This window comes from Streptomyces sp. NPDC058459 (genome assembly GCF_042721685.1).
Classification (GTDB): domain Bacteria; phylum Actinomycetota; class Actinomycetes; order Streptomycetales; family Streptomycetaceae; genus Streptomyces.
The window spans coordinates 1-26,325 of record NZ_JBHXLV010000079.1; the positions used below are offsets into that span (position 1 = coordinate 1).

Genomic DNA, 26,325 nt, shown 5'->3' on the forward strand with positions numbered 1-26,325 from the left:
GGCCCATCGTCGTTTTCCGTCTCACTTTCCGTCTCAGTTCGTCTCTGAGTCCGTTCTTGGCAGCTCTCGAAGGGCGTCGCCTGCTGGCTGGGCGACCTTGCCGGGCTGGCGGAGGATCTTGATCAGCGGATCAGGAAGGCCATGGTGCGCCGGCCCGCATGGGACTTGGTGGACTTGTGCTCGCGCCGGGTCTGCTCCCGCTCGGGGCTGTGGCCGCCTTACGGCCGCACGGATCGGCAAGGCAGCTGTGCGCGCACATAGGGCACGGCCCCTTCTTCCGGGTACGGGCGCACCCCGCGTCGAGGTCGACGTCCTCCCAGTGCGGGCCGAGCGCCTCCCCTTCCGCAGCCCGAGCGCCTGGGCTGCGACCCACAGCGCGCCGGCTGGGAAAGTTCGGCGGCGAAGCTTCAGGGGGCGGTCGGGAGGGGGAAGTTCCCGCTGTGCTCACACAGGGATGACCGTGACACCCTGTTCCAGTCCCTTGAAGTCATCAGCGTTCCGCGTGAAGAGCGGGAGGCCCTGCGCGGCAGCGGTTGCGGCGATCATCAGGGCCATTCGGCGGGGACGGGGATCACGTTTCGCCTTGACGGTGAGTGCGACGAGCGTGCCGAACCTGCGAGCTGCCTCCCTGTCGAAGGGAACGGCCGCGAACTCCGCTTCGACATCCGCCAGGCGCTGCGCCCGCGTCATCATCTCCACCGGATCCGTCATCATCGCCACACCCTGAGCCAGTTCCGCCAGGACGATCGAGGAGACAGCGGCCTCCAGGGGCAGGGAACCGAGATCGATCATGGGCAGATCGATGATGACGCAGGTGTCCAGCATTCCGCGCGACGGCCTACCGGTCACGTGCGCTCCCACGGATCGTCATCGTCGCCGAGGCGGTCTTCGGTGCCGAAGAAATCGTCAGCCTCTGCTCGCATACGGGCCGCGTCGATGGATGGCGCACGGAGCCACTTCCGCTGAAGTTCCTCCACCGGGACGAAGCGGCGTCTGACACCGAGCGGACGAACCTCAGCGATCTCGGTGCCGTTGCGAGTGATGTGGTAGGTCTCGCCCGCTTCGACATCGTCCAGCACGGCCTTGGACCGCGCGGCGAGTTCTCGCTGGGTGATGGTCTTCATGGAGTCAGCGTATCGCAGTGCAATGCATTGCGATACGCCATCGTTCGGGGCATCTTGTACGACCGCCGAGGCGTCGCCCCAGCGGCGGTGGGCGTCATGGCCGCAGCCCCATCCGCGCCGTCCCGGTTCCGGCGTGAGAGCGACCGCGTCCACATCACCGAACGGCTGCGGGAGATGGCCACGGTGCGCACGATCGCCGCCGAACTCGGCCGCGGTCCGTCCACCATCAGCCGCGAGACACGGCGCAACCGCATCCGGGCATCGGCGCCTACCGGCCGCACGCGGCTCGGGCCCGCGCGGGCGCCCGCCGTACGCGCCCCAAGCCCCGGAAGACCAACGAAACCCCGGAACTGCGGAACGCGGAAGACGGAACGCGGAACACGGTCCAGGACTTGCTGGACGAGAAGTGGAGTCCGGAGCAGATATGCCAGGCTCTGCGGGCAGCGTTCCCCGACCGGCCGTAGACGCACGTGGTCTACGAGACCGTGTACCAGGCGCTCTACGTCCAGGGCCCGGAGGCAGCCGCGTCAAGGAGTCGGTGTCCCCCTGCTGGACGACGCCACCGAACAGCCCGGCCGGCCACAGCACCCACCACACGTCGACCACGGCCGGCAGCCGCCGCTCCGGCGCGCTCGCCCGGTAGGCGTCGGCCATGATGCCGCGCGGGAACCAGAGGTTCACCACCGGCACCACCCAGCCCAGGTACACCCGGATCCCCGGTGGTACGTGTTCTCCAGGGAGGTGAGCGGGCGGTGCACCCTGGCCCGGGAGCCCGGAGGCGGGCTCGCCCGCGCGGTACAGCCGTATCTCCCACACCGCCCGTGCCAGCCAGCCGGCGCCGGTCAGCAGCAGGGCCCCGGCGGCCGGGAGAGGGTGTCCGAGGCCCTCGGGCCGGCGGGCGCGGCAGGGGTCTCAAGAACGTCGTCCATGGTCACGGGAGTCATCCTCGCCGGGCCAAGTGATCTGACTCCAGCGGTGGTTGCGCCCATGAAGGCCGAGAAGAGGCCGGTGTCGCGCGGGAGAGGGTCGCGGCACCGGCCCGTCGTCGGGTACGGCGGTCAGAGCGCCGTACGGCGCTCCGGCGTCCAGGTCGCCAGCGCCCAGATGACGAAGAAGTCGATGGCGATCAGGATCAGCGACCAGATGGGGGCGTACGGCAGGAACAGGAACTGCAGGATCAGACCCAGCGAGGTGATCACGATGCCGACCACCCGCGCCCAGGCCGCTCCCATCAGCACCCCGGCCCCGGTCGCCACCACGATCACGCCGGCCACCAGCAGGATCCAGCCCCAGCCGGTCAGGTTGATCTTGTAGACGTACGCGTTGATGCGGGCGTACACGTCGTCCGCGGCGATCGCCGAGATGCCCTGGAAGATGTGGAGGATGCCGTTCACCAGCATCAGCACACCCGCGAAGACCGCGCCTCCCTCGGCCAGCCCGCTGTGCTGGGGCCGCACCGACTGCGTCTGCTGGGTCATGGCCGTTACCTCCGACGTCTCGTCCCCCGTGGACCCCGGACGGGGTCGTAGGTACGACGATCCGGTGCGCGGCACCCGGCGACCACGGGGGCTAGGCCGTACGGGTGACACACCCGCGCGGCCCAGGGCGTCTCACGCCATCCAGAAGAAGACCGCCGTCATCCGCTTCTCCGCCAGCGTGCGGCCGGTGTAGGCGGTCGCGCTGTGCACCAGGTTGGCGTTGTACAGCAGCAGCCGGCCCGCCCGGTGCGGGACGCGGACGTCCTCCTCGAAGGCGTCGGCGGCGACGAAGCGGGTGCCGAGGGCGTCGACGAGGTTGTTGTGGGGGGCCTGGACGACATTGCCGCCGAGCCGCCCACCGGGGAGGGACTGGCGGTAGAAGCTCGTGCCGCAGGACTTCGGCACCGCCGGGTTGAGGTAGAGCACGGCCGCGTAACGGCACAGCGCGCGGGAGTCGGTGTGCGGGCGGGGTTCGCTCTCGCCCGCACCGACGACCTGCACGCAGTTGTGGTTGAGGGTGCCGCCGCCGGGCGCCCGCTGCACCCACAGCTCCTTCGCACCGGTCGCCTTCCGCACCAGCCGCTCCACGCGGGCCAGCTCATCCGGTTCGAGACCGGGGATCGCGCGCAGTCCGGGCCAGGTCTGGGACGTGTACGGGTACCCCTTGACCCAGTCCTCCTTGGCGAGACACCGCTCACGCACGGCGCCGATGTCGGGCAGGGCGTCGTCCAGGACCCAGTAGTCACGGCCCTCGGTGGGCTTGCGGTAAGGGAGCACGGGCAGGGCCGCGGACGGTCTCGGCTGTGGGGGCATGGGGCGAAATCTAGGCCGGTGACCTGGATCACTTCGCCCGAGGAAGGGTCAATGTATGGCCAACGTCCGCTCATACACTGGTTGTTCACGGGTCAAGAACACCTGTGGGACACACCCCGGCAGAACCGGCGCGGAATCTTTGCGGCGGACATCGAGACGAACCGGCTCCGCGTCCGTACTGCTGTGTGTCTGAACCGCCTGTCGGCGGAACCACGACCGGGCAGGAGGAACAGTGCGCTTTTCGCGGAACGCGACGGGAACTCTCTTCGTGGGCGGTGCCATGGCACTGACCCTTGCGGCGCTGGCCTACCCGAGCATGCTCGGGCTGGACACCGTCTCCACCGCACAGACCCGCATCATCGCCAACACCCAGTGGGGCCCGCTCACCGAGCAGGACCGGGACTTCGTGGTGAAGGTGCGCGCGGCCGGGCTGTGGGAGTACCCGCTCGGGCAGATCGGGGTCCAGAAGGGCTCCTCCCCGGCGGTCAAGGAGGCGAGCAAGCACCTGATCGACGGGCACGCGGCGCTGGACGCCTCCTGCCGCAAGATCGGGCCCATGCTGAACATCACGATCCCCAACGTGGCGAGCCCCCAGCAGGAGGGGTTCGTGACCCAGCTGAAGGGCGAGACCGGCAAGGCATTCGACACCGACTTCGCCAACATCCTGCGGATGACGCACGGTTCGATCTTCAACGCCATCGCGAAGATCCGGTCCACCACGAAGAACTCGCTGATCCGCTCGCTGGCCGACCAGGCCAACGACACCGTGCTCGACCACATGACGGTGATGGAGAGGACCGGCCTGGTCGACTTCGACCAGACCATCTTCAACCAGACCACCCCGCCGAAGCTGCCCACGGACAACCTGACGCCGCCCGCGCCGGACCCCGGTCAGCCGCAGGTCGTGCTCACCCCGCCGCCGAACGCCACCTCGACCCCGCTGTTCGTCCCCGGCGTCTCGGGCTCCAACAGCACCCGTGAGGACTCCACCCCCGCCCAGCCGGGCCCCACCCCGACGGTCGGCTAGCCGAGCCAGACCGTGGTGTCCGGCGGGAGTACGTCCGGCTCGGCCAACGGCACGCTGGACAGCAGGAGTTCACCCGCCGGGCGGGCGACCGGCTCGCCGGTGAGGTTGGTCAGGCAGCGCCAGCCGGGGGCGCGGCTGAAGTCCAGGACGCCGGGCGGTGTGCCGGGCGTCCAGGCCAGCGCCTCCCCCTGGAGCAGCTTGCGGCGCAGCCGCAGCGCGGTGCGGTACAGCTCCAGGGTGGAGCCCTCGGTGCCCGACTGCGCCTCGACGGCGTACCGGGCGAAGGACTCCGGCTGCGGCAGCCAGGCCGGTCCCGGCCCGAAGCCGTACGAGGGTCCGCCGGCCGTCCACGGCAGGGGTACCCGGCTGCCGTCCCGGCCCTTGCGGGTGTGCCCCGACTGCTCCCAGACCGGGTCGCGCAGCGCCTCGGGGGGCAGGTCGGCGACCTCGGGCAGGCCCAGTTCCTCGCCCTGGTAGAGGTAGGCCGAGCCGGGCAGCGCCAGCATCAGCAGGGTGGCGGCGCGGGCCCGGCGCAGTCCCGCCCCGGGGTCGGTCGCGGGCTCGGTGCCGCCCGAGCGCAGCCAGGCGTCCAGGTCGGTGCCGGGAGGCAGGACCAGCCGGGACGCGTGCCGGACCACGTCGTGGTTGGACAGCACCCAGGTGGCCGAGGCGCCCACGGTGTGCGCCTCCGCGAGGGCGGCGGTGATGGCACGGCGGAGTCCGTCCGCGTCCCAGCCGGTCTCCAGATAGCCGAAGTCGAACGCCTGGCCGAGTTCGTCCGGGCGGGCGTACAGCGCGCGCCGGGTGTCCGGGACCCAGGCTTCGGCGACGGCGGCGCGAGGCGGGTCGTAGGTGTCCAGGAGGGTGCGCCAGTCGCGGAAGATCTCGTGGACCTCGTCCCGGTCCCAGTAGGGGTGGCTGCCGGGAGCGATCAGCGGCAGGGCCTCCTCGCCGGTCGCGCCGATCCCCCCGACGTCCCGTAGGGGTTCACCCAGGTCCTTGGCCAGGCCGTGGGCGACGTCCACGCGGAAGCCGTCCACGCCACGGTCGGACCAGAAGCGCAGGGTGGTGCGGAAGTCCGCGCGGACCTCGGGGTGCGACCAGTCGAGGTCGGGCTGCTCGGGGGCGAACAGATGCAGGTACCAGTCGCCGTCCGGGACGCGTCGCCAGGCGCTGCCGCCGAACACGGAACTCCAGTCGGTGGGCGGGAGTTCGCCGTACCGGCCGCGGCCGGGGCGGAAGACGTAGCGGGCGCGGGCCGCCGAGCCGGGCGCGGAGAGCAGGGCCTCCTGGAACCAGGGGTGGCGGTGCGAGGTGTGGTTGGGGACGAGGTCCACGACGACCTTCAGGCCCAGCCGGTGTGCCTGAGCCACCAGCGCGTCGAAGTCGTCCAGGGTGCCCAGGCGCGGGTCGACGCCCCGGTGGTCGGCGACGTCGTAGCCGCCGTCGGCCAGTTCCGAGGGGTAGAAGGGGCTCAGCCAGAGGGCGTCGGCGCCGAGCGTGGCCAGGTGGTCGAGGCGGGCGGTGACGCCCGCGAGGTCGCCCACGCCGTCACCGTCGGCGTCCGCGAAGCTGCGGGGATAGACCTGGTAGACGACGGCCTGCCGCCACCAGTCGGGGTTCCTGGACGAGAGATCCGCCATGCGGGCTCCGTTCGTACGGTTCGTGCGGTTCACCCGGGGTGTCGACAGAAAGCTGTCCAGGCAGCCCGGTGGGGGAAACCTGGGTGCCTCACCCGAACGGCCCGGAGCGCTGGTGTGCGGTGATCGCGGGTGGTGCCGTAGGGGGTGTCTCGTCGGTGTCTCGGCGGTGTCTCGTCGCTCGGCGCGAGCCCGGCCCGCTCGACGAGACACCCCCACGAGCAGGCAGCGGCCGGAACGACCAGGAGGCACCCCCGATGACCGGAGGCATACGTACCCGCGGCGCCCGTGTCCTCCTGCCGCTGGGCGGGCTGCTCGCACTGAGCGGCTGCGCGACCCTCGGTCTGGAGCATCCGGCGACCGCGACCTACCCGCTGCCGACGGTCGAGAAGCCTCCCGCCACCTCCAAGGCGGCACCCAACGGCACCTCGGCGCTCACCGACGCGCAAGCCGAGGCCGCGCTCGTCACCGAGTCCGACCTCGGCTCCCCCTGGGCCGCGACCCAGGGCACCGCGACCTGGCGGGACGGCATGCTGAAGGCGAGGTCCGAGGTGGCGGAGTGCCAGCGGCTGCTGGACGCCCTCTACTCCGACCAGGTGCTGGGCGCCCCCGCCCGCGTGGCCGTCACCCTGGACGACCCCGAGTCCGGGGCCCAGCTGCGCTACCAGGTCGGCGCGCGCCGGCCCGCCGACGTGGACGCCGCCCTGAAGTGGCTGAGCGAGATGCCGGCCAAGTGCGCACGGTTCACGGCGACGACCCAGACGGGGCTGAGCGAGGACGTCCAGGTCTCCGGCCTCACCGTTCCTGAGGTCGGCGACAAGCGCCAGGGCCTGCGCCTCACCCTCACCGCCACCGACCCGCAGGACCCCGACGCCGCGGAGCAGGTCCTCACCCTGGAGCTGGCAGCCGTCCGCGTGGGCGAGGACGCCTTCGCCCTCGCCAACGGCGGCCCGGGAGACGTACCCAACGACGCGACCCAGGCGGCGGTCCAGATCGGCGCGCTACGGCTGGCGGACGTACGGCGGCAGGGGCGGGCGCAGGTGTAGGGGGGCGGGCGAACTGCGGTCCTGGCACGGCGGACTGGGCGGACGGCGGGGCGGGCTGAGTCCGTCCCGCGTCTCCGCGTCTCCCCAACTCCCCTGGCGCCCATCGTCGTTCGGGTTCGGTGGCTTCAGGTTGAACGGCGGCCCACGTCCGGACACCGCCCCGGAACCGGGCGCCCGGCACTGAGAACTCCCCCAAGCCGCAACAACCCAGTCACGTAAGGGAGTTTCCAGAAAAAGCGGGAGGGAAAAGTGCGCCCGCCAGGCCGACAATCATCCTGGAACCGGGGCAGAAGAGTGGTTGTACGGGAGTGGAATATCTCACCGTCAACAGTTGACAGCGGACCACGCCATTAGGGTGAGCGCGATCCGGCCAGGCCCACGCCTCAAGCGCACCGCCCGGCCGCTGAACGGGGATCTCTTTGCGGTGGCCGGGGTCGGGGCCAGGGGCGGAAGGCACGGGGGATGACGGGTAGCAGCCTGCGCGTGAAGGACACCGGGATACCGGACGCCGAGACCGGGACCGGGACGGTGCGCCCGCCCAGGAGACGGGCGACGCGCGTACTGCGCTGGGCCGCGCTCGCCGTGGCCCTGCTGCTGCTCGGCACCGCCACCGCCGGCTACCTCTACTACCGGCACCTCAACGGCAACCTCGCGCGGGCCCCGCTCGACCTCGGCGACAGCCCGCGCCCCTCGGCCACCCCGGACGCGGCGGGCCGTACCCCGCTGAACATCCTGCTGATCGGCTCGGACAGCCGGAACACCGCCGACGACCTCGAACTCGGCGGATCGAAGAGCGATGCGGGACGCCCGCCGCTGGCCGACGTGCAGATGCTGCTGCACGTGTCGGCGGACCGCAGCGACATGTCGGTGATCAGCCTCCCCCGCGACACGATGATCCCCATCCCGAAGTGCACCGACCCCGACACCAAGAAGGTGTACCCGGCGCTGAGCCTGGCGATGGCGAACGAGTCGCTGGGCCGGGGCGGCCCCGGCTGCACGGTCGCCACCTGGATGCGGCTCACCGGCATCCCCGTCGACCACTTCATGATGGTCGACTTCTCCGGGGTGGTCGCCATGGCCGACGCCATCGGCGGCGTCCCGGTCTGCGTGAAGCAGAACGTCTGGTCCCACACCGCGAGCGGCCACGGCTCCGGCCTCAGACTGAGGGCGGGCACCCACCCGGTCAAGGGCAAGCAGGCCCTGCAGTGGCTGCGCACCCGCTACGGCTTCGAGGACGGCTCCGACGTCGGCCGCACCCACGCCCAGCACATGTACATGAACTCGATGGTCCGCCAGCTGCGCGCCGACGCCACCCTGGGCAACCCCGCAGAGATGCGCCGGCTCGCGGAGGCGGCGACGAGCGCGCTCACCGTCGACGACGGGCTCGGCACGGTGAAGAAGCTGTACGACCTGTCGATGGAGCTGCAGGAGGTGCCCACCGAGCGGATCACCATGACCACGCTGCCCACCACCCCCTGGACCCAGGACATCAACCGCCTGGTGCCCGCCGACGACGCCGACAAGCTGGTCTCGATGGTCCGCGACGACGTCCCGCTGGACGGCCGCGCCACCGGGAAGCCGAAGCCGGGGACGACCGAACCGGCCGCGCCCGCCGCCGACATCACGGTACGGGTCAAGCGCGGCACCGGCGCGGGCCTGGAGACCCCCGCGCCCGACCGCGCCGGAGCCGTGGTCAGCAGCCTGCGCGGCCACGGCTTCACCCGGACCGTCGCCGACAAGTCGGTCACCACCGAGCCCGGCACCTCCGTCCTCTACTCCGGGACCACCCTGCGGGGCGACGCCCTCGCGGTGGCCGAGGCGCTGGGCATCCCCGCCGCGCGGGTCCGCGCGGTGGACGGCGCCCGGGACGTGACCCTCGTCGTGGGCGCCGACTGGCCCTCCGGCGACCGGTTCCCCGAGCCGCGCAAGCGCGAGGTCCCCAAGTCGGCGGCCGTCCTCAGCGGCGCCAAGACGGACGCCTGCATGCAGGTCCAGGAGGGCTACACCTGGTGAACACGGGGTCCACGGCCCCGGGACTCCGCGTCGCGCAACTCACCCGGGCGGGGCCAGCCGCTCCAGCCGGGCCCGTACGTCGCTCAGGGCGCCCTCCCGGCGTCCCGGTACGCGCAGCCTCAACTCCACGAGCCGGACGCCCAGTTGACGGGCCCGCTCCGGGTCCTCGATGCGGCCCCACTGGTGGTGGGCGCGGTCGGCGGCGGACTCCACGGCGGGGGCGTCAGGGGAGTGGCCCGAGGCGAGGCGGAAGCCGGCCACGCCCAGCCAGGCACGGCAGCTGCGCACCGGGTCGCCGGCGAACATCGCCAGGTCGGCCCGTACCTCCGCCCAGTGCAGGGCGGCCTCGGAGGCGGGACCGTGCTCGCGTACCGCCGCCTCCTGGTGGCGGGCGGCCAGCCGGTCGGCCTCGGCGTGCCGCCCGGCCCGCACGGCGGCGCTCAGCGCGGCGTGCGGGTCACCGGCGGCGGACGCGGTGAGCACCAGGTTCGACGGCAGCTCGCCCGCGATCCGGTCCAGCGCCCGCTGGTGCAGTTCGGCGAGCGGCGGCCGCTGCCCGCCCCGCAGCAGCACCGCCAGCGCCTGCATGTACGTCGGCTCGGCGACCCTGCGCCGGCCCGGTGGCGGCGCGATCCGGCCGTGCACGACGGCAGCATGGCCCGAGTCCAGCGGCCGTTCGGCCAGGTCCGTCCAGGTCTCGGCGTCCGCGTGCAGGTCCAGCAGCAACCGGGTGGTCCCGGCCGGGCGCAGCCGCAGTTCGTCCCTGAGCCAGTGCCAGGGCAGCGCGGTGTAGCGGGCGGTGGCCGGGGTGGTGCGGGCCAGCGCCAGATGGGGCAGCCGCTGGCGCCGGTCCAGCAGCAGCTGCCCGGCGACGTACACCGTCAGCGGGCCCGACGCGGCGGCCGCCGCGCGCAGCCGGGTCAGCACGCCCTGCGGGTCGAGGGGGTCGGCGAGTTCGACCACGTGCGCGGTGTCGGTGCCCGCCAGTGCGGACGGTGCGACGGCACCCAGCACGGGCAGCACGGACGCCGCGTCCACCAGGCGGCCGCGGCCGAGCGGCGCGGCCGCGAGCAGCAGCACGGTTCCGGGCATCGCGCCTCCCCCTGTGGTTCGCCGCGGACAGGTTCGCCGGGCAGGTCAGCACCGTAACTCCGGGGACGGCCGTACGGGGCTCAGGACGGCGAAGGTCGCCCGGTCGTGGAGGGGGACGCGGGCGCGGGGCCGGACTCCGGTCCGGGCAGCCGGCGGACCGCGAAGACGGTGGTGTCGTCGCCGAGCCGGCCATGGGTGTGCCGCAGCACCCCCTCGCGGACCAGGCGCACCAGCCGCCGGGGCGCGGCCCGCGCGGGGTCGGCGGCCACCGCGCGCGCCACGTCGCCGCGCAGCGGGTAGTACGCGTCGTCGCGGCCACGGGCCTCGGTCACGCCGTCCGTCACCATCAGCAGCGTCTCGTCCGGCTCCAGCAGTTCCCGGCAGGCGGGCGGCCCCACCTCCCCGCCGGACTGCACCTCCCCGCCGGGTGCCGCCTCCCCCGCGAGGTCGCCGAAGCCGATCGGGAGCCGCTCACCGCCGGGCAGCGGGCGCACCCCGCGCGGGCCGACGGCGAGCGGCGGATCATGGCCGAAATTGATCACCTCCACGACGTCCCGGGCATCGTCGGGGAAGCCGAGCAGCAACGCGGTCGCGAACCGGTCGCCGTCGTACCGGCCGAGCGCGGCCGTGTGCCCGCGATGCCGGGACATCCGTACCTCGAGACGGTCGGCGACGGTCGTCAGTTCGGGCTCGTGGTAGGCCGCCTCCCGGAAGCTGCCGAGGAGCGCGGCCGCCGTCTCCACCGCGCCGAGCCCCTTGCCCTGCACGTCCCCCACCAGCACCCGGGTGCCGTGCGGGCCGGGCTGGATGTCGTAGAAGTCGCCGCCCACCCGCGCGTCCACGTCGGCGGCCAGATACACGCCCGCGTGCTCCAGCCCGGCCCAGTTCGGCGGCAGCGGGCGCAGCACCGTACGGCGGGTGGTCTCGGCGATGTCCCGCATGTGCAGGTCCTGCCGCTGCCGGCGCACCCGCACCGCGGAGGCGATCACCGCGAGCGCGCCGCCGAGCGCGACCAGCACGAAGTCGGCGGTGCCCGCCCGGTACCGCTCGGGGAAGGCGGTGTCCACGGCGAGGTAGGTGACCAGGGACAGCAGCGCGAACGCGATGGTCGCGCCGACCCCGCAGACGGCGGCGGCGATGCTCGGCACCAGGATGATCCAGGAGACGACCCGGAACCGCTCCCCGGTCCGGAGGTCCACCGTCACGATGGCCGCAAGCAGCATCAGCGGCACCAGCCAGGCCGCGCCCCGGCCGAAGGTCCCGCGCCGCTCGCTCCGGCGCCGGTACTCCATCTCGGTCACGAGCCCCATCTCCGTCCCGGGACCGCGCGGAGGTCACGGCGGGCCGCCGTCCTCGGAAACCTCAGGGGACCACGGACCGGTCGCTGCCGCATCCGGGCCCCGTCACCCACCCGGCCGAGTTGCCGGTCCGTCGCCGCAGGTGTGCCCTGGAAGGCGGGCTCCGCGACACGCGTGGCCCGGACGAGAAGACCAGAGGACGAGAAGACCAGAGGACGAGAAGAGAGGAGCGCTCTCATGGCTCACGCGGCACCCGCGCCCGGCGCGCTGCCCCGAGGCGGCCGAACGGACGCCCCGGCCACGGCCGGCCTGCCCCCCGACATCTTCGACGCCCGCACCCATCGCACGGCCAGGGTCGTGGTGCCGGTGCTGCTGGCGCTGGTGTACGGCTACTGGGCGGCCGCCAACCGGCGCGGCGGCGGTCCCGTCACCGGCTGGAACCTGCTGTTCGGGCTGTTCGCCGCCATGGTGTTCGCGGTCGTGCTCTTCGCCGTGCTGACGGTGGCGCCCCGGCTGCGCCGCGAACTGCACGCGCTGCTGTGGGCGGTGTTCGTCGGCGCCTCCTTCGGCTTCCTCTACAACCAGGCGGGCGCCTCCCTGGTCCGCTCGGTGGGCATACCCCTGCTGGTGGCGGCGGTGACGTTCATCGTCTTCTTCTACCGCTTCTACACCCGCGAGGACGGCGTCGGACACCGCGTCCGCTGACGGCCGCCCGTCCCCCGAACGCACCCCCACCGCTCGCGCCACGCGGCCTCCGGGACTTGCCTGGAAGCGTGCACCCCCGCCTCAGGAGTGCCCTGTCGGCCGCGCTGATCGTCCTGTCCTGCCTCCTGGTGCCCCTCGGCGCGCCGGCGGCCTGGGCGGCGTACACGCTCACCGACACGGGCCGGTACGTCTCCACGATGGCACCGCTCGCCGCCGACCCGGCCGTGCGGGACGCCGTCGCGGACACCGTCGGCGACGGCATCCTGCGCGAGGTGGGCCAGCGGGCGGACATGGCACCGGTGCACGGCTCGGTGGGTCCCTTCGTCCGGGACGCGGTGCGCTCCTTCACCCGTACCCGCGCCTTCCGGCTCGCCTGGGACGCCGGCAACCGGGTCACCCACGACGCGGTGCTGCGCGCGCTGCGCGAGGACGCCCCGGCGGGCGGCGTCCCCCGCGCGGTCACCGTCGACCTGGCCCCGGTCACGGCCCAGGTCAAGGCGCGGCTCGCCGAGGACCACGTACCGCTCGCCGCCCGCATCCCGGTCCGCCACACCGAGGTGCCGGTGCTCCCGGCGGGTGAGCTGACCCGGTACCGCAAGGGATTCCGCATGCTCGAAGTCGCCGGTCTGTGGCTGCCGGTGGCAGCCGTCGTGTTCGCCGCCGCCGGGATCGCGCTGGCCGTGCGCCGCCGCCGTGCCGTCGTCGCCACCGCGCTGGGCACCGCGCTCGGCGGCGCCCTGCTCGGCCTCGCCCTCGTCGCGGGCCGCGCGCTCACCCTGGCCGACCTGCCGGCCGACGTGCCGCACCCGGTCGCGGGCGCGGTCTACGACGCCCTCACCTCCGGCCTGCGCACCGTCTCCTGGCTCCTCCTCGCCCTCGGCCTCACGGTGGCCCTCACCGCCTGGCTCACCCGCCGCCGCTCGGCCCGCCGCAGGGGGACGGGCGGGGCGAAGTCGGCCGGCTCACCGCCCAGGACCCGGGCGCGGGCCTGAGGGGCGGCCAACCGTCCGACCGTGCGGGCCGGTTGAGGGCGAGCACCCCCGGACCGGACATAATGGGCGTATGCTCCGAGAGTTCCCCATCGGCCTCACCCCGCCCGACTGGCTGGTCAGGAACCTCCGCCCGCAGCCCGCCCCCGTCAACTGGGCCGCCGTCACCCGCGCCGCCGTCGCGATGGCACTGCCCCTCGCGATCGGGCTCGCGGCCGGGCGGCCCGCACTCGGCGCGCTCGCCTCCATGGGCGCCCTGAACGGCGTCATCGGCGACACCGCCGACGCCTACCGGATGCGCGTCATCACCATCGCCGTCCCCCAGCTCACCGGCGCCGTCGGCGTCATCCTCGGCCAGCTCGCCTTCGGCCGGGGCTGGTACGCCGTCGCCGTGGTCACCGGGGTCGCGCTGGTCTCCGGGATGATCTCGACCATCGGCGCGGTGGCCTCCGTGTCGGGACTGCTGCTCCTGCTCAACTGCGTGGTCGGAGCCGGGCTTCCGCTGCCCCGCCCCTGGTGGCTGGCGCCGGTGCTGATGACCGGGGGCGGCCTGCTGGTACTGGCCCTCGCCCTGCTGGCGTGGCCGCTGCGGGCCGGGGTGCCGGAGCGGGCGTCGGTGGCGGACGCCTACCGCCGGGTCGCCGACCTCCTGGGCGCCTGCTGCGACGACGACCACTACATCGGCGCACGCTTCGACGTCACCCGCGCACTGAACCAGGCGTACGACCTGATTCTGGGCCACCGCGCCCGGCACCACGGCCGCAGCGAGGAACTCACCCGGATGCTGGCCCAGTTGAACGCCGTCACCCCACTCGTCGAGGCCGCCCCCGCCGTCCATCTCACCGGCCGCCCGCTGCCCCCGCAGATCCACGACGCGGTACGCGAACTGGCCCGCGCGGTCGAGACCGGCGACACGGCCGGCCTGCGCCTGCCCGGCCTCCCCCTCCCCCTCCCCCTCCCCCTCCCCCGCAACGAGACCGAACGCGCCGTCGACCACGCCCTGCGGCACCTCGCCGACGTGGTCACCTCCCCGTCGGTGGACCCGCGCGGCATCGACGAAAGCGACGTCGCCCTCCACGTACGCACCGCACGCGCCGCCCGGAACGCGGCGCTGTCCGCGAACTCCTGGCGCTACGGACTCCGCCTCGCCGTCTGCATCGGCATCGCGCAGGCCCTCGTCTCCCTGGTCCCGGTCCCCCGGTCCTACTGGGTCGCGCTGACCATCACCTTCGTCCTCAAACCCGACTTCGGCTCGGTCTTCTCCCGCGCCCTGCTGCGCGCGCTGGGCACGGTGGCGGGGCTGGCGGTCGCCGCGGCGGTGCTGGCGGAGGTGCCGCTCGGCTGGTGGGACGTCCCGGTGATGATGCTGCTCGCCCCGCTCGTCCCGGCGCTCACCCCGCGCGGCTACGGCTTCCAGACCGCCGCGATCACTCCGGTCATCCTCCTGCTCTCCGACATCCTCAACCACCTGGGCACCGGCCTGCTGCTGCCCCGGCTGCTGGACTCCCTGATGGGCTGCGGAATCGCCCTGGTCGCGGGGTACCTGCTCTGGCCGGAGAGCTGGCACACCCGGGTCGGCGACCGGCTGGCGGACGCGGTGGAGGACACGGCGGCGTACGTGGCGACGGCGTTCGGCACGGACGCCGACCCCGACCCGGACCCCGCCCACCGCGCCCGGCTGCGGCGCCGCCTCTACCGCGATCTGTCCACCATCCGGACGGAATTCCAGCGCGCTCTGACCGAACCACCGCCCACCGGACGCCTCGCCACGGCATGGTGGCCGCTGGTGGTCGCCGTGGAACGGATCGTCGACGCGACGACCGCGGCCCGCGTCCGCGTCCACCACGGCGCACCGCCTCCGACCCCGGCGGAAGTGCACCAAGTGGTACGCCAACTCGGTGAACTGGCGGAAGGCGTCCGCGAGGCCGACATCCTCACCGCCTTCCCCACCCACCTCACCGGCCCGGCGGACAGCGTGCTGGAACCGGTACGACAGGAAGTGGCGGCCGCGAGAGCCATCGCCACACCACACTGACGGCCCGCTAACCTAACGTGGCCGTCCTGGCCAGGGATCTACGGCGACAACTTACGCGAAGGGGTGCGCATATGGGCATTCTCAGTCTCCTGCGGAACGCGTTCGGCCGAGGACGCAAAGAGCGTCCCGCCGAGCCGGAGAGTGCGGACCACCTCCCGACCCCCCGCCAGGAACACGACCTGGTGACAGACGCGTTCGACACCCCTCGCGTCCCCGCCCAGGGGTCCCCCGAGCGGCAAGCCGCAACCACCGCCACACCGCGGACGGATACCCCGAACACAGAGACCACACCCACACCGGAGCCCCCGGCCTCGGCCGACACGACGGCCACGGAGGAGACGGGGACCGCACCTGCGGCCACGTCTGTTCCGGAGACGACAGCACCGAACGCGGAAACCACACCCACGCTGGCGACCCCGGCGTCGGTGGAGACGCCGGAAGCGGAAGCCGCGCCCGCGCCGGAGAACCAGGCCACTGCGGAGGCGGGGGCTGCGACTGCGGCTACGCCGGAGAGCGCGCCTGCTGCGGAGACAGCAGCACCGAAGGCGGAGACCGCGCCCACGCTGAAGCCAGGGGCCCTGAGCACGGAGACCGCGCCCGCGCCGGAGTCGACGGAGCCGGAAACCGCGCCCACCCTGGAGACCCCGGCCACGGTCGAAACGCCCGAAGCGGAAGCGGTACCCGCGCCGGAGACCGCGCCCACCGTGGAGACCCCGCCCACGGTCGAGACGCCGGAGGCGGGAGCCGCGGCCACGCCGGAGACGGCTGCGCCCACCTCGGAGGCCACGGCCGCGGCGGAGACGGCGGAAGCCGAGACCACGCCCGCGTCGGAGACCGGCGCCACGGTCACGAAGCCGGAGGTGGAAGCCGCGCCCGCGTCGGTGACCCCCGCCCCGGCAGAGGCCGAGGTGGCGGAGTCGCCTGGCGTGGTGGAGGCCCCGGCAGGGTCCGAGGACCCGGTCACCCCCGAGGCCGAGGCAGCGGCTCCGCAGGAGAACGCCCCGAAGGCGGCGGAGCCGGACCCCCTGACCACGGCCGAGGCATCGGACACCGCCGTCCTGGCGATCGAGCCCCTGATGATGGAGCCGTCCATCATCGACATGGACTCGGCCACCCCTGAGGCGGACCCGGAGGTCGTGGTCCCCCAGCAGCGCACGGAGCCCCTCCCGGAGGCAGAGGCGGAGCACGACCAGCCGGCCATCCCCGAGCAGGCCACGGAACCGAACGCCGACGCCCTGACGGAGCCGGAGGCGACGGAGCCCACCCCCGAGGCAGCCCCCGCCCCGGAAACCGAAGCCGCCCCGAAGGCCACCCCCGCGCCCGAGGCCGCCGACGCACCCGTACCCCCGCAGGCGGCGCCCGTACCCGACGACGCGTCCCGCACTCGTGGTGCGAGGGGGAACACCCCTGAGGCCGCGGCCGAGGCAGGCCGGCCCGCCGCAGCAACCCCCCTCACCGCGACCCCATCCCTCGCCACGGCCCACACCGCCGCAGCGGCAGCCCTCACCACCACCCACCTCACCGGCACCGCAGCGAAGCTCTACCTCGTACTCGACCGTTCCTCGAGCATGCGCCCGTACTACCGGGACGGCTCCGCCCAGGCCCTCGCCGACCAGACCCTCGCCCTCGCGGCGCACCTGGACAAGGACCCCGCGGTCCACGTCGTCTTCTTCTCCACCGAGGTCGACGGCACAGCCGACCTCACCCTCACCGAGGACCACACCACCAAGATCGACGAGACACACGCGACCCTCGGCCGCATGGGCCGTACCAGCTACCACGCCGCCGTGGCAGCCGTACTCGCCCACCACGACAAGCACCACACCCCCGAGGACAACGTCTTGGTCGTCTTCCAGACGGACGGCGCCCCCGACGCCAAGACCCCCGCCACCCTGGCCCTGACGAACGCCGCGAGGACCCACCCCAAGGTCTTCTTCTCGTTCGTCGGCTTCGGTGACCCGGACAGCAAGGCGTTCGACTACCTCCGCAGGCTCAGGACGGCCAACACGTCCTTCTTCCACGCGGGCCCGGCCCCCCGCGAGCTGACGGACACCGAGCTGTACGAGGGCGTGCTAGCGGCCTGGCGCCCGTAACCCCCGTCCCACCCCCTATGCCGCCCGCGTCCCACCCCGTAAAACGGGAGGCGGGCGGCATACACACGTCGGCTACGATTTCAAGGTTCGTACCCGTAGCGACCTGGGAGCAGCCCCCGATGGCTCGACACCTCATCACCAGTTCCCTCCCGTACATCAACGGGATCAAGCACCTGGGCAACATGGTGGGGTCCATGCTCCCGGCGGACGTGTACTCCCGGTACCTCCGCCAGCGCGGCCACGACGTCCTGTACATCTGCGGGACCGACGAGCACGGCACCCCCGCCGAGCTGGCCGCGAAGGAGCGGGGCCTGCCGGTGGACGAGTTCTGCGCGCAGGCGCACGACGCGCAGAAGGCGGTGTACGACGGCTTCGCGCTGGCCTTCGACTACTTCGGCCGCAGTTCCTCCGCCGAGAACCGCGACATCACCCAGCACTTCGCCCGGAGGCTGAACGAGAACGGCTTCATCGAGGAGCGGGCGATCCGCCAGGTGTACTCGCCGGCCGACGGCCGGTTCCTCCCCGACCGCTACGTGGAGGGCACCTGCCCGCACTGCGGCTACGACAAGGCCCGCGGCGACCAGTGCGAGAACTGCACCCGCGTGCTGGACCCGACCGACCTGATCGAGCCGCGCAGCGCGATCTCCGGCTCCACGGACCTGGAGGTCCGCGAGACCAAGCACCTCTTCCTCCTCCAGTCCAAGCTGCAGCACGAGGTGGAGGAGTGGCTGGCCCGGCACGAGCAGGACTGGCCGCAGCTCGCCTCCTCCATCGCCCGCAAGTGGCTGACCGAGGGCCTGCACGACCGCGCGATCACCCGTGACCTGGACTGGGGCGTGCCCGTCCCGGCCGACACCTGGCCGGAGCTGGCCGCCGAGGGCAAGGTCTTCTACGTCTGGTTCGACGCCCCGGTGGAGTACATCGGCGCGACCAAGGAGTGGGCGGACCAGAACCCGGCGGACCGGGACTGGAAGTCCTGGTGGTACGAGGTGGACGACACGGTCCGCTACACGCAGTTCATGGCGAAGGACAACATCCCGTTCCACACCGTGATGTTCCCGGCCACCGAGCTGGGTGTGCGCGAGCCGTGGAAGAAGGTCGACTACGTCAAGGCGTTCAACTGGCTGACGTACTACGGCGGCAAGTTCTCCACCTCGCAGAAGCGGGGTGTCTTCACGGACCAGGCGCTGGACATCCTGCCGGCGGACTACTGGCGGTACTTCCTGATCGCCAACGCCCCCGAGTCGGACGACTCGTCCTTCACCTGGGAGCACTTCACCGCCACGGTGAACAAGGATCTGGCAGACACCCTCGGCAACTTCGTCAACCGTGTCCTCTCCTTCTCCCGCAAGCGCTTCGGCGACGAGGTCCCGGCGGGCGGCGAGCCCGCCGAGGCGGAGACCCGCCTCGGCGAGGAGATCGCCTCGCTGCTGGCGGAGTACGAGACCCAGCTGGAGGCGCTCCAGTTCCGCAAGGCGGCCTCCGCCCTGCGCGCCCTGTGGTCGGCCGGAAACTCCTACCTGGAGGAGAAGGCCCCCTGGCTGGAGATCAAGACCGACAAGGACGCGGCGGCCCTCACCCTGCGCACCGCGATGAACCTGATCCACCTCTACGCGGTGGTCGCGGAACCCCTCATCCCGGCCTCCTCGGCGGTCATGCGAGCAGCCTTCGCCCTCCCGGACGACACCGCCTCCTGGATCACCCAGGAAGAGGCCCGCACCCTCACCACCCTCCGGCCCGGCATCCCCTTCACCGTCCCCCCGGTCCTCTTCGCCAAGCTCACGGACGAGGACCTGGAGGCGTACAAGGAGCGCTTCGGCGGCACAGAAGCCTGACACACCCCTCCCGCACTGGCGCCGCCCTCCCCGGGGCCGGCGCCAGCCGCATACCCGACCCCTGCTAGCTGGAACGTTCCCTCGCCCCTCGAACGAGTGAACACCACCCGTAAGCCGGGCAGGCCCGACATCAGCGCCCCTAGCGTGCACACATGGTCACATCAGCCCATGAGGGCATGCACCGCATCTTCGAGGAGCGCCCGGAGATCCTGGCGCCCGTCTTCGGAGCGCTGGGCATCGCCTTCCCCGAGAAGGCGGCCGCCTACGCGGTCACCTCCGACGTGACGGAGACCCGTCCGCTGGTCCGGCACGTGGACACCGTGCTGCGCATCGAACCGTCCGACGGCGACGAGTTCTTACTCGCCGTCGAGGCCCAGGAGCGCCGCGACCCCGACAAGTCCGCGAGCTGGGCCTACTACATCGCCTATCTGCAGTCGAAGTACCGGCTGCCGGTCCTGCTGCTCGTCGTCTGCCGCGACCGGGCCACGGCCAGATGGGCCGCCGGTCCCTTCGAATGCGGGGCGCGCGGCTGGACCGTGCAGCGCACCCACCCTCTGGTCGTCGGACCGGACAATCTGCCGACCGTCACCGACCGGCGCACCGCGGCCGAAAAGCCCGCCATGACCGCGTTCTCCGCCCTGGCTCACGCCAACAGCCCGGCCGGTGACGCCATACTGGACGCACTCGGCCACGCCCTCCGGGGCATGGAGCAGAGCGCCGCCCAGTACTTCAGCCAGTTCTTGGACACCGCCCTCGGGACGACTCCCGCAGGCGCGAAATGGAGGAACATCGTGTCGTTCGTCAACTACTTCCCCGGCCGAGGCACCCTGCTGGAGCGCACCTACCTGGAAGGGGAGGCCAAGGGAGAGGCCAAGGGTGTGCTGCGCGTTCTCAAGGTGCGCGGTGTCGACGTCCCGGACGATGTCCGTGAGCGCATCACCACCTGCACCGACCCGGTCCGCGTGAGCGGATGGCTCGACCGCGCGGAGACCGTCGAACGCGCCGAGGACCTCTTCACCGACACCCCGGAGGCCCCGGAGTCGGTCTGAGCCGGGGTGGGTCTGGCAGAGTGCGGGTGCCGTGAGCATCAGCGAACTCCATCAGCGCCTCCTGGCCGACATCGTCAGTGCCGGGAGTCCGTACGGGCTCGTGCTGGCCGGGGGGTACGCGCTGGAGGCGCATGGGGTGGTGGGGCGGGTGCACGGGAATCTGGACTTCGCCACCGAGAGCGGGACGGCGATGGCGGATGTCGGCCGCGGGCTCGTCGTCGCGCTGGAGGTGCGGGGGCGGGGCGTGCGGGTGGAGGGGGTCACCGCGCTCGCCGCTCAGCTCGTCGTAGGTGATCCGCAGAGCGGGGAGGACGTCGGTCTCGCCCTGCACAAGGAAGCCTTCTGGCAGCCGCCCGCACTGACCCCGTACGGGCCCGCCCTCTCCCGAACGGACGCCGTCGGCACGAAGATCCGGGCGCTGTACGACCGGGGAGCCGCCGTCGACCTGATCGACGCCCGTGCCGCCGCCGAGCACTACTCGCTGCCCGAGCTGGAGGAGCTGGGCCGTAGGCACGCCTACGACGCCTTCGACCTCCCCACCCTCCAGTCCCGCCTGACCGGCACCGACTTCTACTCCGACGTCGAGTTCCTCCGGTACGGCCTCCCCCGCGAAGACGTCGGCCCGCTGCGCGCCTGGGCCCAGCACTGGTCCGACGACATCGCGGAACGCCTCCTGGAGGACGGCGCCGATCCGGATCAGGAAGAGGAATAGCGACGGCCCGGCTCCCTCAAGGGGGGCCGGGCCGTCTCACACGCGCCGCCTCCTACTACTTCGGCTGCGGCTTCCTGATGGTCAGGTGCAGCTCGCGCAGGCGGGACTCGTCCAGTTCGGTGGGGGCGCCCATCATGAGGTCCTGGGCGTTGCCGTTGAGCGGGAAGGCGATGGTCTCGCGGATGTTGGGCTCGTCGGCGAGGAGCATGACGATGCGGTCCACGCCGGGGGCGATACCACCGTGCGGCGGAGCGCCGAAGCGCAGCGCGCGCAGCATGCCCGCGAACTCGCGCTCGGTGGTGTCACGGTCGTAGCCCGCGATCTCGAACGCCTTGAGCATGATGTCCGGCTCGTGGTTCCGGATCGCGCCGGAGGACAGCTCGACGCCGTTGCAGACGATGTCGTACTGCCAGGCCAGGATGTCCAGCGGGTCCTGGGTCTCCAGCGCGTCCATGCCGCCCTGCGGCATGGAGAACGGGTTGTGCGAGAAGTCGATCTTCCCGGTCTCCTCGTCCTTCTCGTACATCGGGAAGTCGACGATCCAGCAGAACCGGAAGACGTTCTCCTCGAAGTGACCCGAGCGCCTGGCCGCCTCGACCCGGACCGCGCCCATGATCTTGGAGACCTCGTCGAACTCGCCCGCGCCGAAGAACACCGCGTGCCCGGGGGCCAGGGAGAGCCGCTTGGTCAGCTCGGCCACGTTCTCCTCGGTGAGGAACTTGGCGATCGGGCCGGACAGCGTGCCGTCCTCGCCGACGCGGACCCAGGCCAGGCCCTTCGCGCCCTGCGAGACGGCGTAGTCCCCGAGCTGGTCGAAGAACTTGCGGGGCTGGTCCTGCACGGCCGGGACCGGCAGCGCGCGCACGTGCTTGCCGGCGAACGCCTTGAACTCCGAGCCCTCGAAGATGTCGGTGAGGTCGACCAGTTCGAGCTGCGCGCGCAGGTCCGGCTTGTCCGAGCCGTACTTGAGCATCGACTCGCGGAACGGGATGCGCGGGAACGGCGAGGTGACCTCACGGCTGCCGCCGAACTCGGTGAACAGCTCCGTCATCAGCTTCTCGATCGGCCGGAAGACGTCCTCCTGCTCGACGAAGCTCATCTCGACGTCGAGCTGGTAGAACTCGCCCGGCGACCGGTCGGCGCGGGCGTCCTCGTCGCGGAAGCAGGGCGCGATCTGGAAGTACCGGTCGAAGCCGGAGATCATCAGCAGCTGCTTGAACTGCTGCGGCGCCTGCGGCAGCGCGTAGAAGCGGCCGGCGTGCAGCCGGGAGGGCACCACGAAGTCACGTGCGCCCTCGGGGGAGGTGGCCGTCAGGATCGGCGTGGCCAGCTCGTTGAAGCCCAGGGTGTTCATCTTCGAGCGGATCGACGAGATGACCTGGGTGCGCAGCATGATGTTGCGGTGCATGCGCTCGCGGCGCAGGTCCAGGAAGCGGTACTCCAGGCGCCGCTCCTCGTTGACCCCGTCCTCGGCGTTGATCGTGAAGGGCAGCGGGGCGGCGGCGCCCAGTAGCTCGACCTCCGCGACCTCGACCTCGATCTCACCGGTCGGGAGTTCGGGGTTCACGTTCTCGGTTCCACGTGAAACAACGCTGCCGTCGACGCGGACCGTGGACTCCTTGGTGATGGAGTCCAGCGCCTCGTACGCGGGGGTGCCGGGACGGGCCACGAGCTGCGTGATGCCGTAGTGGTCACGCAGATCGACGAAGAGGATGCCGCCCAGGTCGCGCCGATTGTGCAGCCAGCCACTGAGCCGGACGTCGGTACCGACGTCGGAGGCGCGGAGCTGGCCGCAGGTGTGGGACCTGTACCGATGCATCGTCGTTCATCGTCCTTCGTTGGGGGTTCTTCGCCGGAAGTGTGCCTCCCCGGCCGGTACGGGCACGTGGGCCCGGACCCATCAAGGGTACCGGCCACCCCATGATCGCCTCCCCACCATTACCGGCGGCCGCACCAGGGTGGCAGTAGCGGGGATCACCTTCTTAAAGTGGGGCAATGCGCACAGGCGAGCCGTTGCCATCCGTGGGGGACGTACTCGTCTCTCTCGCCACCGGGCTCTGGCAGTGGGACACGGCCACGGAGCTGGTCACGGTCGACGCGCAGGCGGCGCGGCTGCTGGGACTGCCCGCCCGCTCCACCATCCTCACGGAGTCCCAGGCCCGCGCCCGGATGCACCCCTCCGACTGGAACGAGATCACCGGGGTCATCCCGCTCGCCGTGGCCAGAGGCACGCTCGCCGAGGTGCGCATCCGGGTGGTGGACGCGGACGGCCGTACGGTCCGGGTGGTGCGCAGCCGCTCCAAGCCAGCCTTCGACCGGGAGCGCCGGGCGTACGAACTGATCGGCACCCTCCAGGAGGTCATCGAGCCGGCACCGGGCACGTCCTCGGCGCGCAGCGCGATCACCGGGGACTGGCGCCGCTCGCGCGAGGCGTTCCTGCTGGACGCGGGCCGGGCGCTGGCCGAGGCGCGGTCGACGGCGGAGGTGCTGCGGGTCGCGGCCACGCTGTCCATGCCGGGCTTCTCCCCGGACGGGCTCGCGGTGTTCCAGGTGGAGGGCGACCGGCTGACGATCATCGGCCACCACGGCTACCAGCCCGGCGACGACGGCCCCTTCGCCCAGATGCCGCTGAGCACGGACTATCCGGCCGCCGAGGTGGTCCGTACCGGTCAGGCCGTCTATCTCTCCGCGCCGGGCGAGTACCGGGACCGCTATCCGGCGACCTGGCCGCTGGCCGAGCCGCTCGGGCGCCGGTCGTGGGCGTTCCTGCCGCTGACGCTGGGCGGGCAGACGCGGGGCGCGTGGATGGCGGCGTTCAACGACCGGGTGGCGTTCACCCCGGACGAGCGGGCGGTGCTGACCACGGTCGCCCGGATGCTGGCCCAGGCGCTGACCCGGGCGGGCGACGCGGAGACCCAGCGGGAGCTGTCCGAGGGGCTCCAGCGCTCGATGATGCCCTCGCTCATCCCGGAGATCCCCGGCATGGGCGTGGCCGCGCGCTACATCCCGACCGGCGGCGGCCTCCAGGTGGGCGGCGACTGGTACGACATGATCCCGCTGCCCGGCGGGGTCTCGCCGGACACCGCCCAGGGCGGCCGGTTCGCGCTGGTCATCGGGGACGTCCAGGGCCACGACGTCCGGGCGGCGGGTCTGATGGGCCAGCTGCGGATCGCGCTGCGCGCCTACGCCGCCGAGGGGCACCGCCCGGACGCGGTGCTCTCCCGCGCCTCCCGCTTCCTGCACGGCATCACCCATGACGAGCAGCTGACCGACCTGCGCTTCGCCACCTGCCTGTACGCGGAGGCCGACCCGGCGACCGGCCGGCTGGAGGTGGCCCGCGCCGGGCATCCGGAGCCGGTGATCCGGCTGGCCGACGGGACGGTGGTGCTCAGGCCCGCGGCGGGCGGGCTGCCGCTGGGCGTCGACCCGGACGGGGACTATCCGACGACCCGGTTCACGCTGGAGCCCGGCGAGACGATGGTTCTCTGCACCGACGGCCTGATCGAGACCGGCGGCCACGACATGGAGAGCGGCTGGCGGCGCGTCCGGGCCATTCTGGAGCGCTACGGCGACCAGGAGGCCGAACGCGAGAACGGTCTGGAGGGGCTCGCGGACGCGCTGGTCCAGGGGGTGCACGGACCCTCCTCGCACCACACCACCGGCCCGCTGACCGACCGCCGCGAGGACGACATCGCGCTGCTCCTGCTGTTCCGCTCCGGGGCGAGCCGGGGGCTCAGCGACAGCCCGGCCGCCCCGGCCCGCACCAGGGTGCGCAGCACGCTGCTGTCGGTGGCGCAGGACGAGCCGGAGCGGATCGCGGAGACCCGCCAGCAGCTGCGCGAGCTGCTGCACGACTGGACCCCGGCCGACCAGGTGGACGCGGCGGTGCTGCTGGTGTCCGAGATGCTCACCAACGTGCTGGTGCACACCGACGCCGACGCGCTGCTGCTCGCGGAGATCTTCGGCGAGCACGGCGAGCGACGGCTGCGCGTCCAGGTCACCGACGGCGGTGACGACCTCCCGCACCGGCGCCGCCCCGGCGAACTGGCCTCCTCAGGGCGCGGTCTGGTGCTGATCGAGCTGCTCGCCGACGCATGGGGGGTCGAGCCGCGCGGCGAGGGCAAGAGCATCTGGTTCGAGCTGCACGAGCGCGCCCGGGAGCAGCGGGACGGCGTGGACCAGTGCGGACCAGTACCGGACTAGTACCGGACTAGTACCGGTCGTGCGGGGTGCCGTACCGCTCGCGGAGTTCCTGGACGACGCCGAAGACGGCCGCGGTCAGGGGGACCGCGAGCAGCATGCCGAGGATGCCCGCGACGGAGGCTCCCGCGGTGATCGTCAGCATCACCACCGCCGGGTGCATCTGCACGGTGCGGCTCTGGATGGCCGGCTGGAGCACGTGGCCCTCCAGGACCTGGACCGCGAGCACCACGCCCAGCGCCCAGAGCGCGATCACGAAACCCCGGTCCGCGAGGGCGACCAGGACGGCGACCGCGCCGGAGAGGAAGGCGCCGAGGTAGGGGATGTACGCGGCGACGAAGACGAGCGCGCCGAGCCCCACCGCGCCGGGCACCCGCAGGATCAGCAGGCCGACGGTGATGCAGACGGCGTCGATGAGCGCGATGATCGTCGTCCCGCGCATGAACCCCTCGACCGCCTCGAAGGCCCGGCGCGCCATGGCCTCCACGACATCGGCGGTACCGGAGGGCGCGAAGCCGCGCAGGGAGCGCAGGGCCCGCTGGGAGTCGCGCAGGAAGAAGAAGACCAGCAGCAGGGCGAGTACGGCGACGGCGATGGACTCGCCGACGATGCTGACCCCGCTGATGACGTTGGAGACGGCGGTGCCGCCGAACTTGCCCAGCAGATCGCGGGCGTTGCCGGCCAGGTCGTCCAGGCCGGTGCCCGGGGCGCCGAAGTGCCGGGCGACGGCCTTGGCGGCGTCCCGCAGCGAGGCCACGATCTCGTCGCCGGTGTCGACCAGGGCCGCCACCACGATGTAGACCGCCCCGCCGACCACGGCCACGACGGCTACGCAGGTCAGCGCGGCGGCGAGGCTGGCGTTGAGCTTCATCCGCAGCAGCCAGCGGTACAGCGGGCCCAGCAGGGCGGTGCCCAGGAGGGCGAGCAGTACGGGGGTGACGGCGGTACGCAGCTCCCCGCACAGCCGGATGCCGACCCAGCCGAGGGCGGCCGCCAGCAGCAGCACGGCACACCAGGCGGCGAACCTGCGCACGGGTACGGGGAGGAACTGCACGCCTCCAGCGGAGCACGGGGTCGGCTCCCGTGTCCTGCTGCGGCGGGCCGGGTGGGTGAGTGGCCGTCTCCGCCCGCCGAAGGCACCCCCGCACGCCGCCGCCCCGGCAGACTCCGTTGTCT

20 protein-coding genes and 1 pseudogene are annotated in these 26,325 nt (G+C 72.5%); 11 read left to right on the forward strand and 10 right to left on the reverse strand.

What is annotated here, in order from left to right; genetic code table 11:
- Window positions 1-444: 444 nt before the first annotated feature.
- The 5 genes and pseudogenes from ACFWN1_RS16825 to ACFWN1_RS16845 form a co-directional block, all read right to left on the reverse strand.
- Window positions 445-825: a PIN domain-containing protein gene (locus ACFWN1_RS16825; protein ID WP_384362492.1), complete on the reverse strand. Its 381-nt coding sequence runs from the start codon at window positions 823-825 to the stop codon at window positions 445-447.
- Between the two features lie 20 nt (window positions 826-845).
- A complete protein-coding gene (locus ACFWN1_RS16830; protein WP_384362528.1) occupies window positions 846-1,124 on the reverse strand; it encodes a type II toxin-antitoxin system Phd/YefM family antitoxin in 279 nt (92 codons plus the stop codon).
- Between the two features lie 612 nt (window positions 1,125-1,736).
- Window positions 1,737-1,940 (reverse strand): annotated as a pseudogene (locus ACFWN1_RS16835) (DUF4328 domain-containing protein); the annotation flags it as partial.
- A gap of 242 nt (window positions 1,941-2,182) precedes the next feature.
- On the reverse strand, window positions 2,183-2,602 hold the full coding sequence (locus tag ACFWN1_RS16840) for a hypothetical protein (protein ID WP_384362494.1): 420 nt from the start codon (window positions 2,600-2,602) through the stop codon (window positions 2,183-2,185).
- 132 nt (window positions 2,603-2,734) lie between these two features.
- Window positions 2,735-3,415: a DUF6445 family protein gene (locus tag ACFWN1_RS16845; RefSeq protein WP_384362496.1), complete on the reverse strand. Its 681-nt coding sequence runs from the start codon at window positions 3,413-3,415 to the stop codon at window positions 2,735-2,737.
- Window positions 3,416-3,695: 280 nt separating this feature from the next.
- On the opposite strand from ACFWN1_RS16845, the gene ACFWN1_RS16850 reads away from it, so the two are divergent.
- Window positions 3,696-4,442, forward strand: a complete 747-nt coding sequence (locus tag ACFWN1_RS16850) for a DUF4142 domain-containing protein (RefSeq protein WP_384362498.1) — start codon at window positions 3,696-3,698, stop codon at window positions 4,440-4,442.
- On the opposite strand, the gene ACFWN1_RS16855 is transcribed toward ACFWN1_RS16850, so the two are convergent.
- Window positions 4,439-6,085: a glycoside hydrolase family 13 protein gene (locus ACFWN1_RS16855; protein ID WP_384362500.1), complete on the reverse strand. Its 1,647-nt coding sequence runs from the start codon at window positions 6,083-6,085 to the stop codon at window positions 4,439-4,441. The two genes, ACFWN1_RS16850 and ACFWN1_RS16855, sit on opposite strands and share 4 nt — an antisense overlap.
- Window positions 6,086-6,339: 254 nt before the next feature.
- On the opposite strand from ACFWN1_RS16855, the gene ACFWN1_RS16860 reads away from it, so the two are divergent.
- Window positions 6,340-7,128, forward strand: a complete 789-nt coding sequence (locus tag ACFWN1_RS16860; RefSeq protein ID WP_384362502.1) for a hypothetical protein — start codon at window positions 6,340-6,342, stop codon at window positions 7,126-7,128.
- Window positions 7,129-7,590: 462 nt separating this feature from the next.
- Window positions 7,591-9,141 (forward strand): LCP family protein, encoded by a 1,551-nt coding sequence (locus ACFWN1_RS16865; RefSeq protein WP_384362504.1) that lies wholly within the window; start codon window positions 7,591-7,593, stop codon window positions 9,139-9,141.
- Window positions 9,142-9,180: 39 nt separating this feature from the next.
- Here the strand turns inward: ACFWN1_RS16865 and ACFWN1_RS16870 are convergent, their stop codons facing one another.
- Window positions 9,181-10,233, reverse strand: a complete 1,053-nt coding sequence (locus ACFWN1_RS16870) for a hypothetical protein (RefSeq protein WP_384362506.1) — start codon at window positions 10,231-10,233, stop codon at window positions 9,181-9,183.
- A gap of 80 nt (window positions 10,234-10,313) precedes the next feature.
- Window positions 10,314-11,543, reverse strand: a complete 1,230-nt coding sequence (locus ACFWN1_RS16875) for a PP2C family protein-serine/threonine phosphatase (protein ID WP_384362508.1) — start codon at window positions 11,541-11,543, stop codon at window positions 10,314-10,316.
- A gap of 225 nt (window positions 11,544-11,768) precedes the next feature.
- Here ACFWN1_RS16875 and ACFWN1_RS16880 point away from each other — a divergent pair, with 225 nt between their 5' ends.
- The 7 genes from ACFWN1_RS16880 to ACFWN1_RS16910 all read left to right on the forward strand — a co-directional run bounded on the left by ACFWN1_RS16880 (window position 11,769) and on the right by ACFWN1_RS16910 (window position 20,949).
- Window positions 11,769-12,236: a hypothetical protein gene (locus tag ACFWN1_RS16880; protein WP_384362510.1), complete on the forward strand. Its 468-nt coding sequence runs from the start codon at window positions 11,769-11,771 to the stop codon at window positions 12,234-12,236.
- Between the two features lie 68 nt (window positions 12,237-12,304).
- Window positions 12,305-13,228: a hypothetical protein gene (locus ACFWN1_RS16885; RefSeq protein ID WP_384362512.1), complete on the forward strand. Its 924-nt coding sequence runs from the start codon at window positions 12,305-12,307 to the stop codon at window positions 13,226-13,228.
- A 70-nt stretch (window positions 13,229-13,298) separates the two neighbouring features.
- Window positions 13,299-15,260: an FUSC family protein gene (locus ACFWN1_RS16890; RefSeq protein ID WP_384362514.1), complete on the forward strand. Its 1,962-nt coding sequence runs from the start codon at window positions 13,299-13,301 to the stop codon at window positions 15,258-15,260.
- Window positions 15,261-15,685: 425 nt separating this feature from the next.
- A complete protein-coding gene (locus tag ACFWN1_RS16895) occupies window positions 15,686-17,353 on the forward strand; it encodes a VWA domain-containing protein (protein ID WP_384362516.1) in 1,668 nt (555 codons plus the stop codon).
- Between the two features lie 119 nt (window positions 17,354-17,472).
- Entirely contained in the window at window positions 17,473-19,188 is a 1,716-nt protein-coding gene (gene metG, locus ACFWN1_RS16900; protein ID WP_384362518.1) for a methionine--tRNA ligase, read from the forward strand.
- A 152-nt stretch (window positions 19,189-19,340) separates the two neighbouring features.
- Window positions 19,341-20,237 (forward strand): hypothetical protein, encoded by an 897-nt coding sequence (locus ACFWN1_RS16905; RefSeq protein WP_384362520.1) that lies wholly within the window; start codon window positions 19,341-19,343, stop codon window positions 20,235-20,237.
- Between the two features lie 31 nt (window positions 20,238-20,268).
- On the forward strand, window positions 20,269-20,949 hold the full coding sequence (locus ACFWN1_RS16910) for a hypothetical protein (protein WP_384362522.1): 681 nt from the start codon (window positions 20,269-20,271) through the stop codon (window positions 20,947-20,949).
- Window positions 20,950-21,004: 55 nt separating this feature from the next.
- On the opposite strand, the gene aspS is transcribed toward ACFWN1_RS16910, so the two are convergent.
- Window positions 21,005-22,768 (reverse strand): aspartate--tRNA ligase, encoded by a 1,764-nt coding sequence (gene aspS / locus ACFWN1_RS16915; protein WP_384362524.1) that lies wholly within the window; start codon window positions 22,766-22,768, stop codon window positions 21,005-21,007.
- A gap of 176 nt (window positions 22,769-22,944) precedes the next feature.
- On the opposite strand from aspS, the gene ACFWN1_RS16920 reads away from it, so the two are divergent.
- Window positions 22,945-25,152, forward strand: coding sequence for a SpoIIE family protein phosphatase (locus tag ACFWN1_RS16920; RefSeq protein WP_384362526.1), 2,208 nt, complete (start codon window positions 22,945-22,947; stop codon window positions 25,150-25,152).
- Between the two features lie 7 nt (window positions 25,153-25,159).
- On the opposite strand, the gene ACFWN1_RS16925 is transcribed toward ACFWN1_RS16920, so the two are convergent.
- On the reverse strand, window positions 25,160-26,203 hold the full coding sequence (locus tag ACFWN1_RS16925) for an AI-2E family transporter (protein ID WP_384362530.1): 1,044 nt from the start codon (window positions 26,201-26,203) through the stop codon (window positions 25,160-25,162).
- Window positions 26,204-26,325 lie beyond the last annotated feature (122 nt).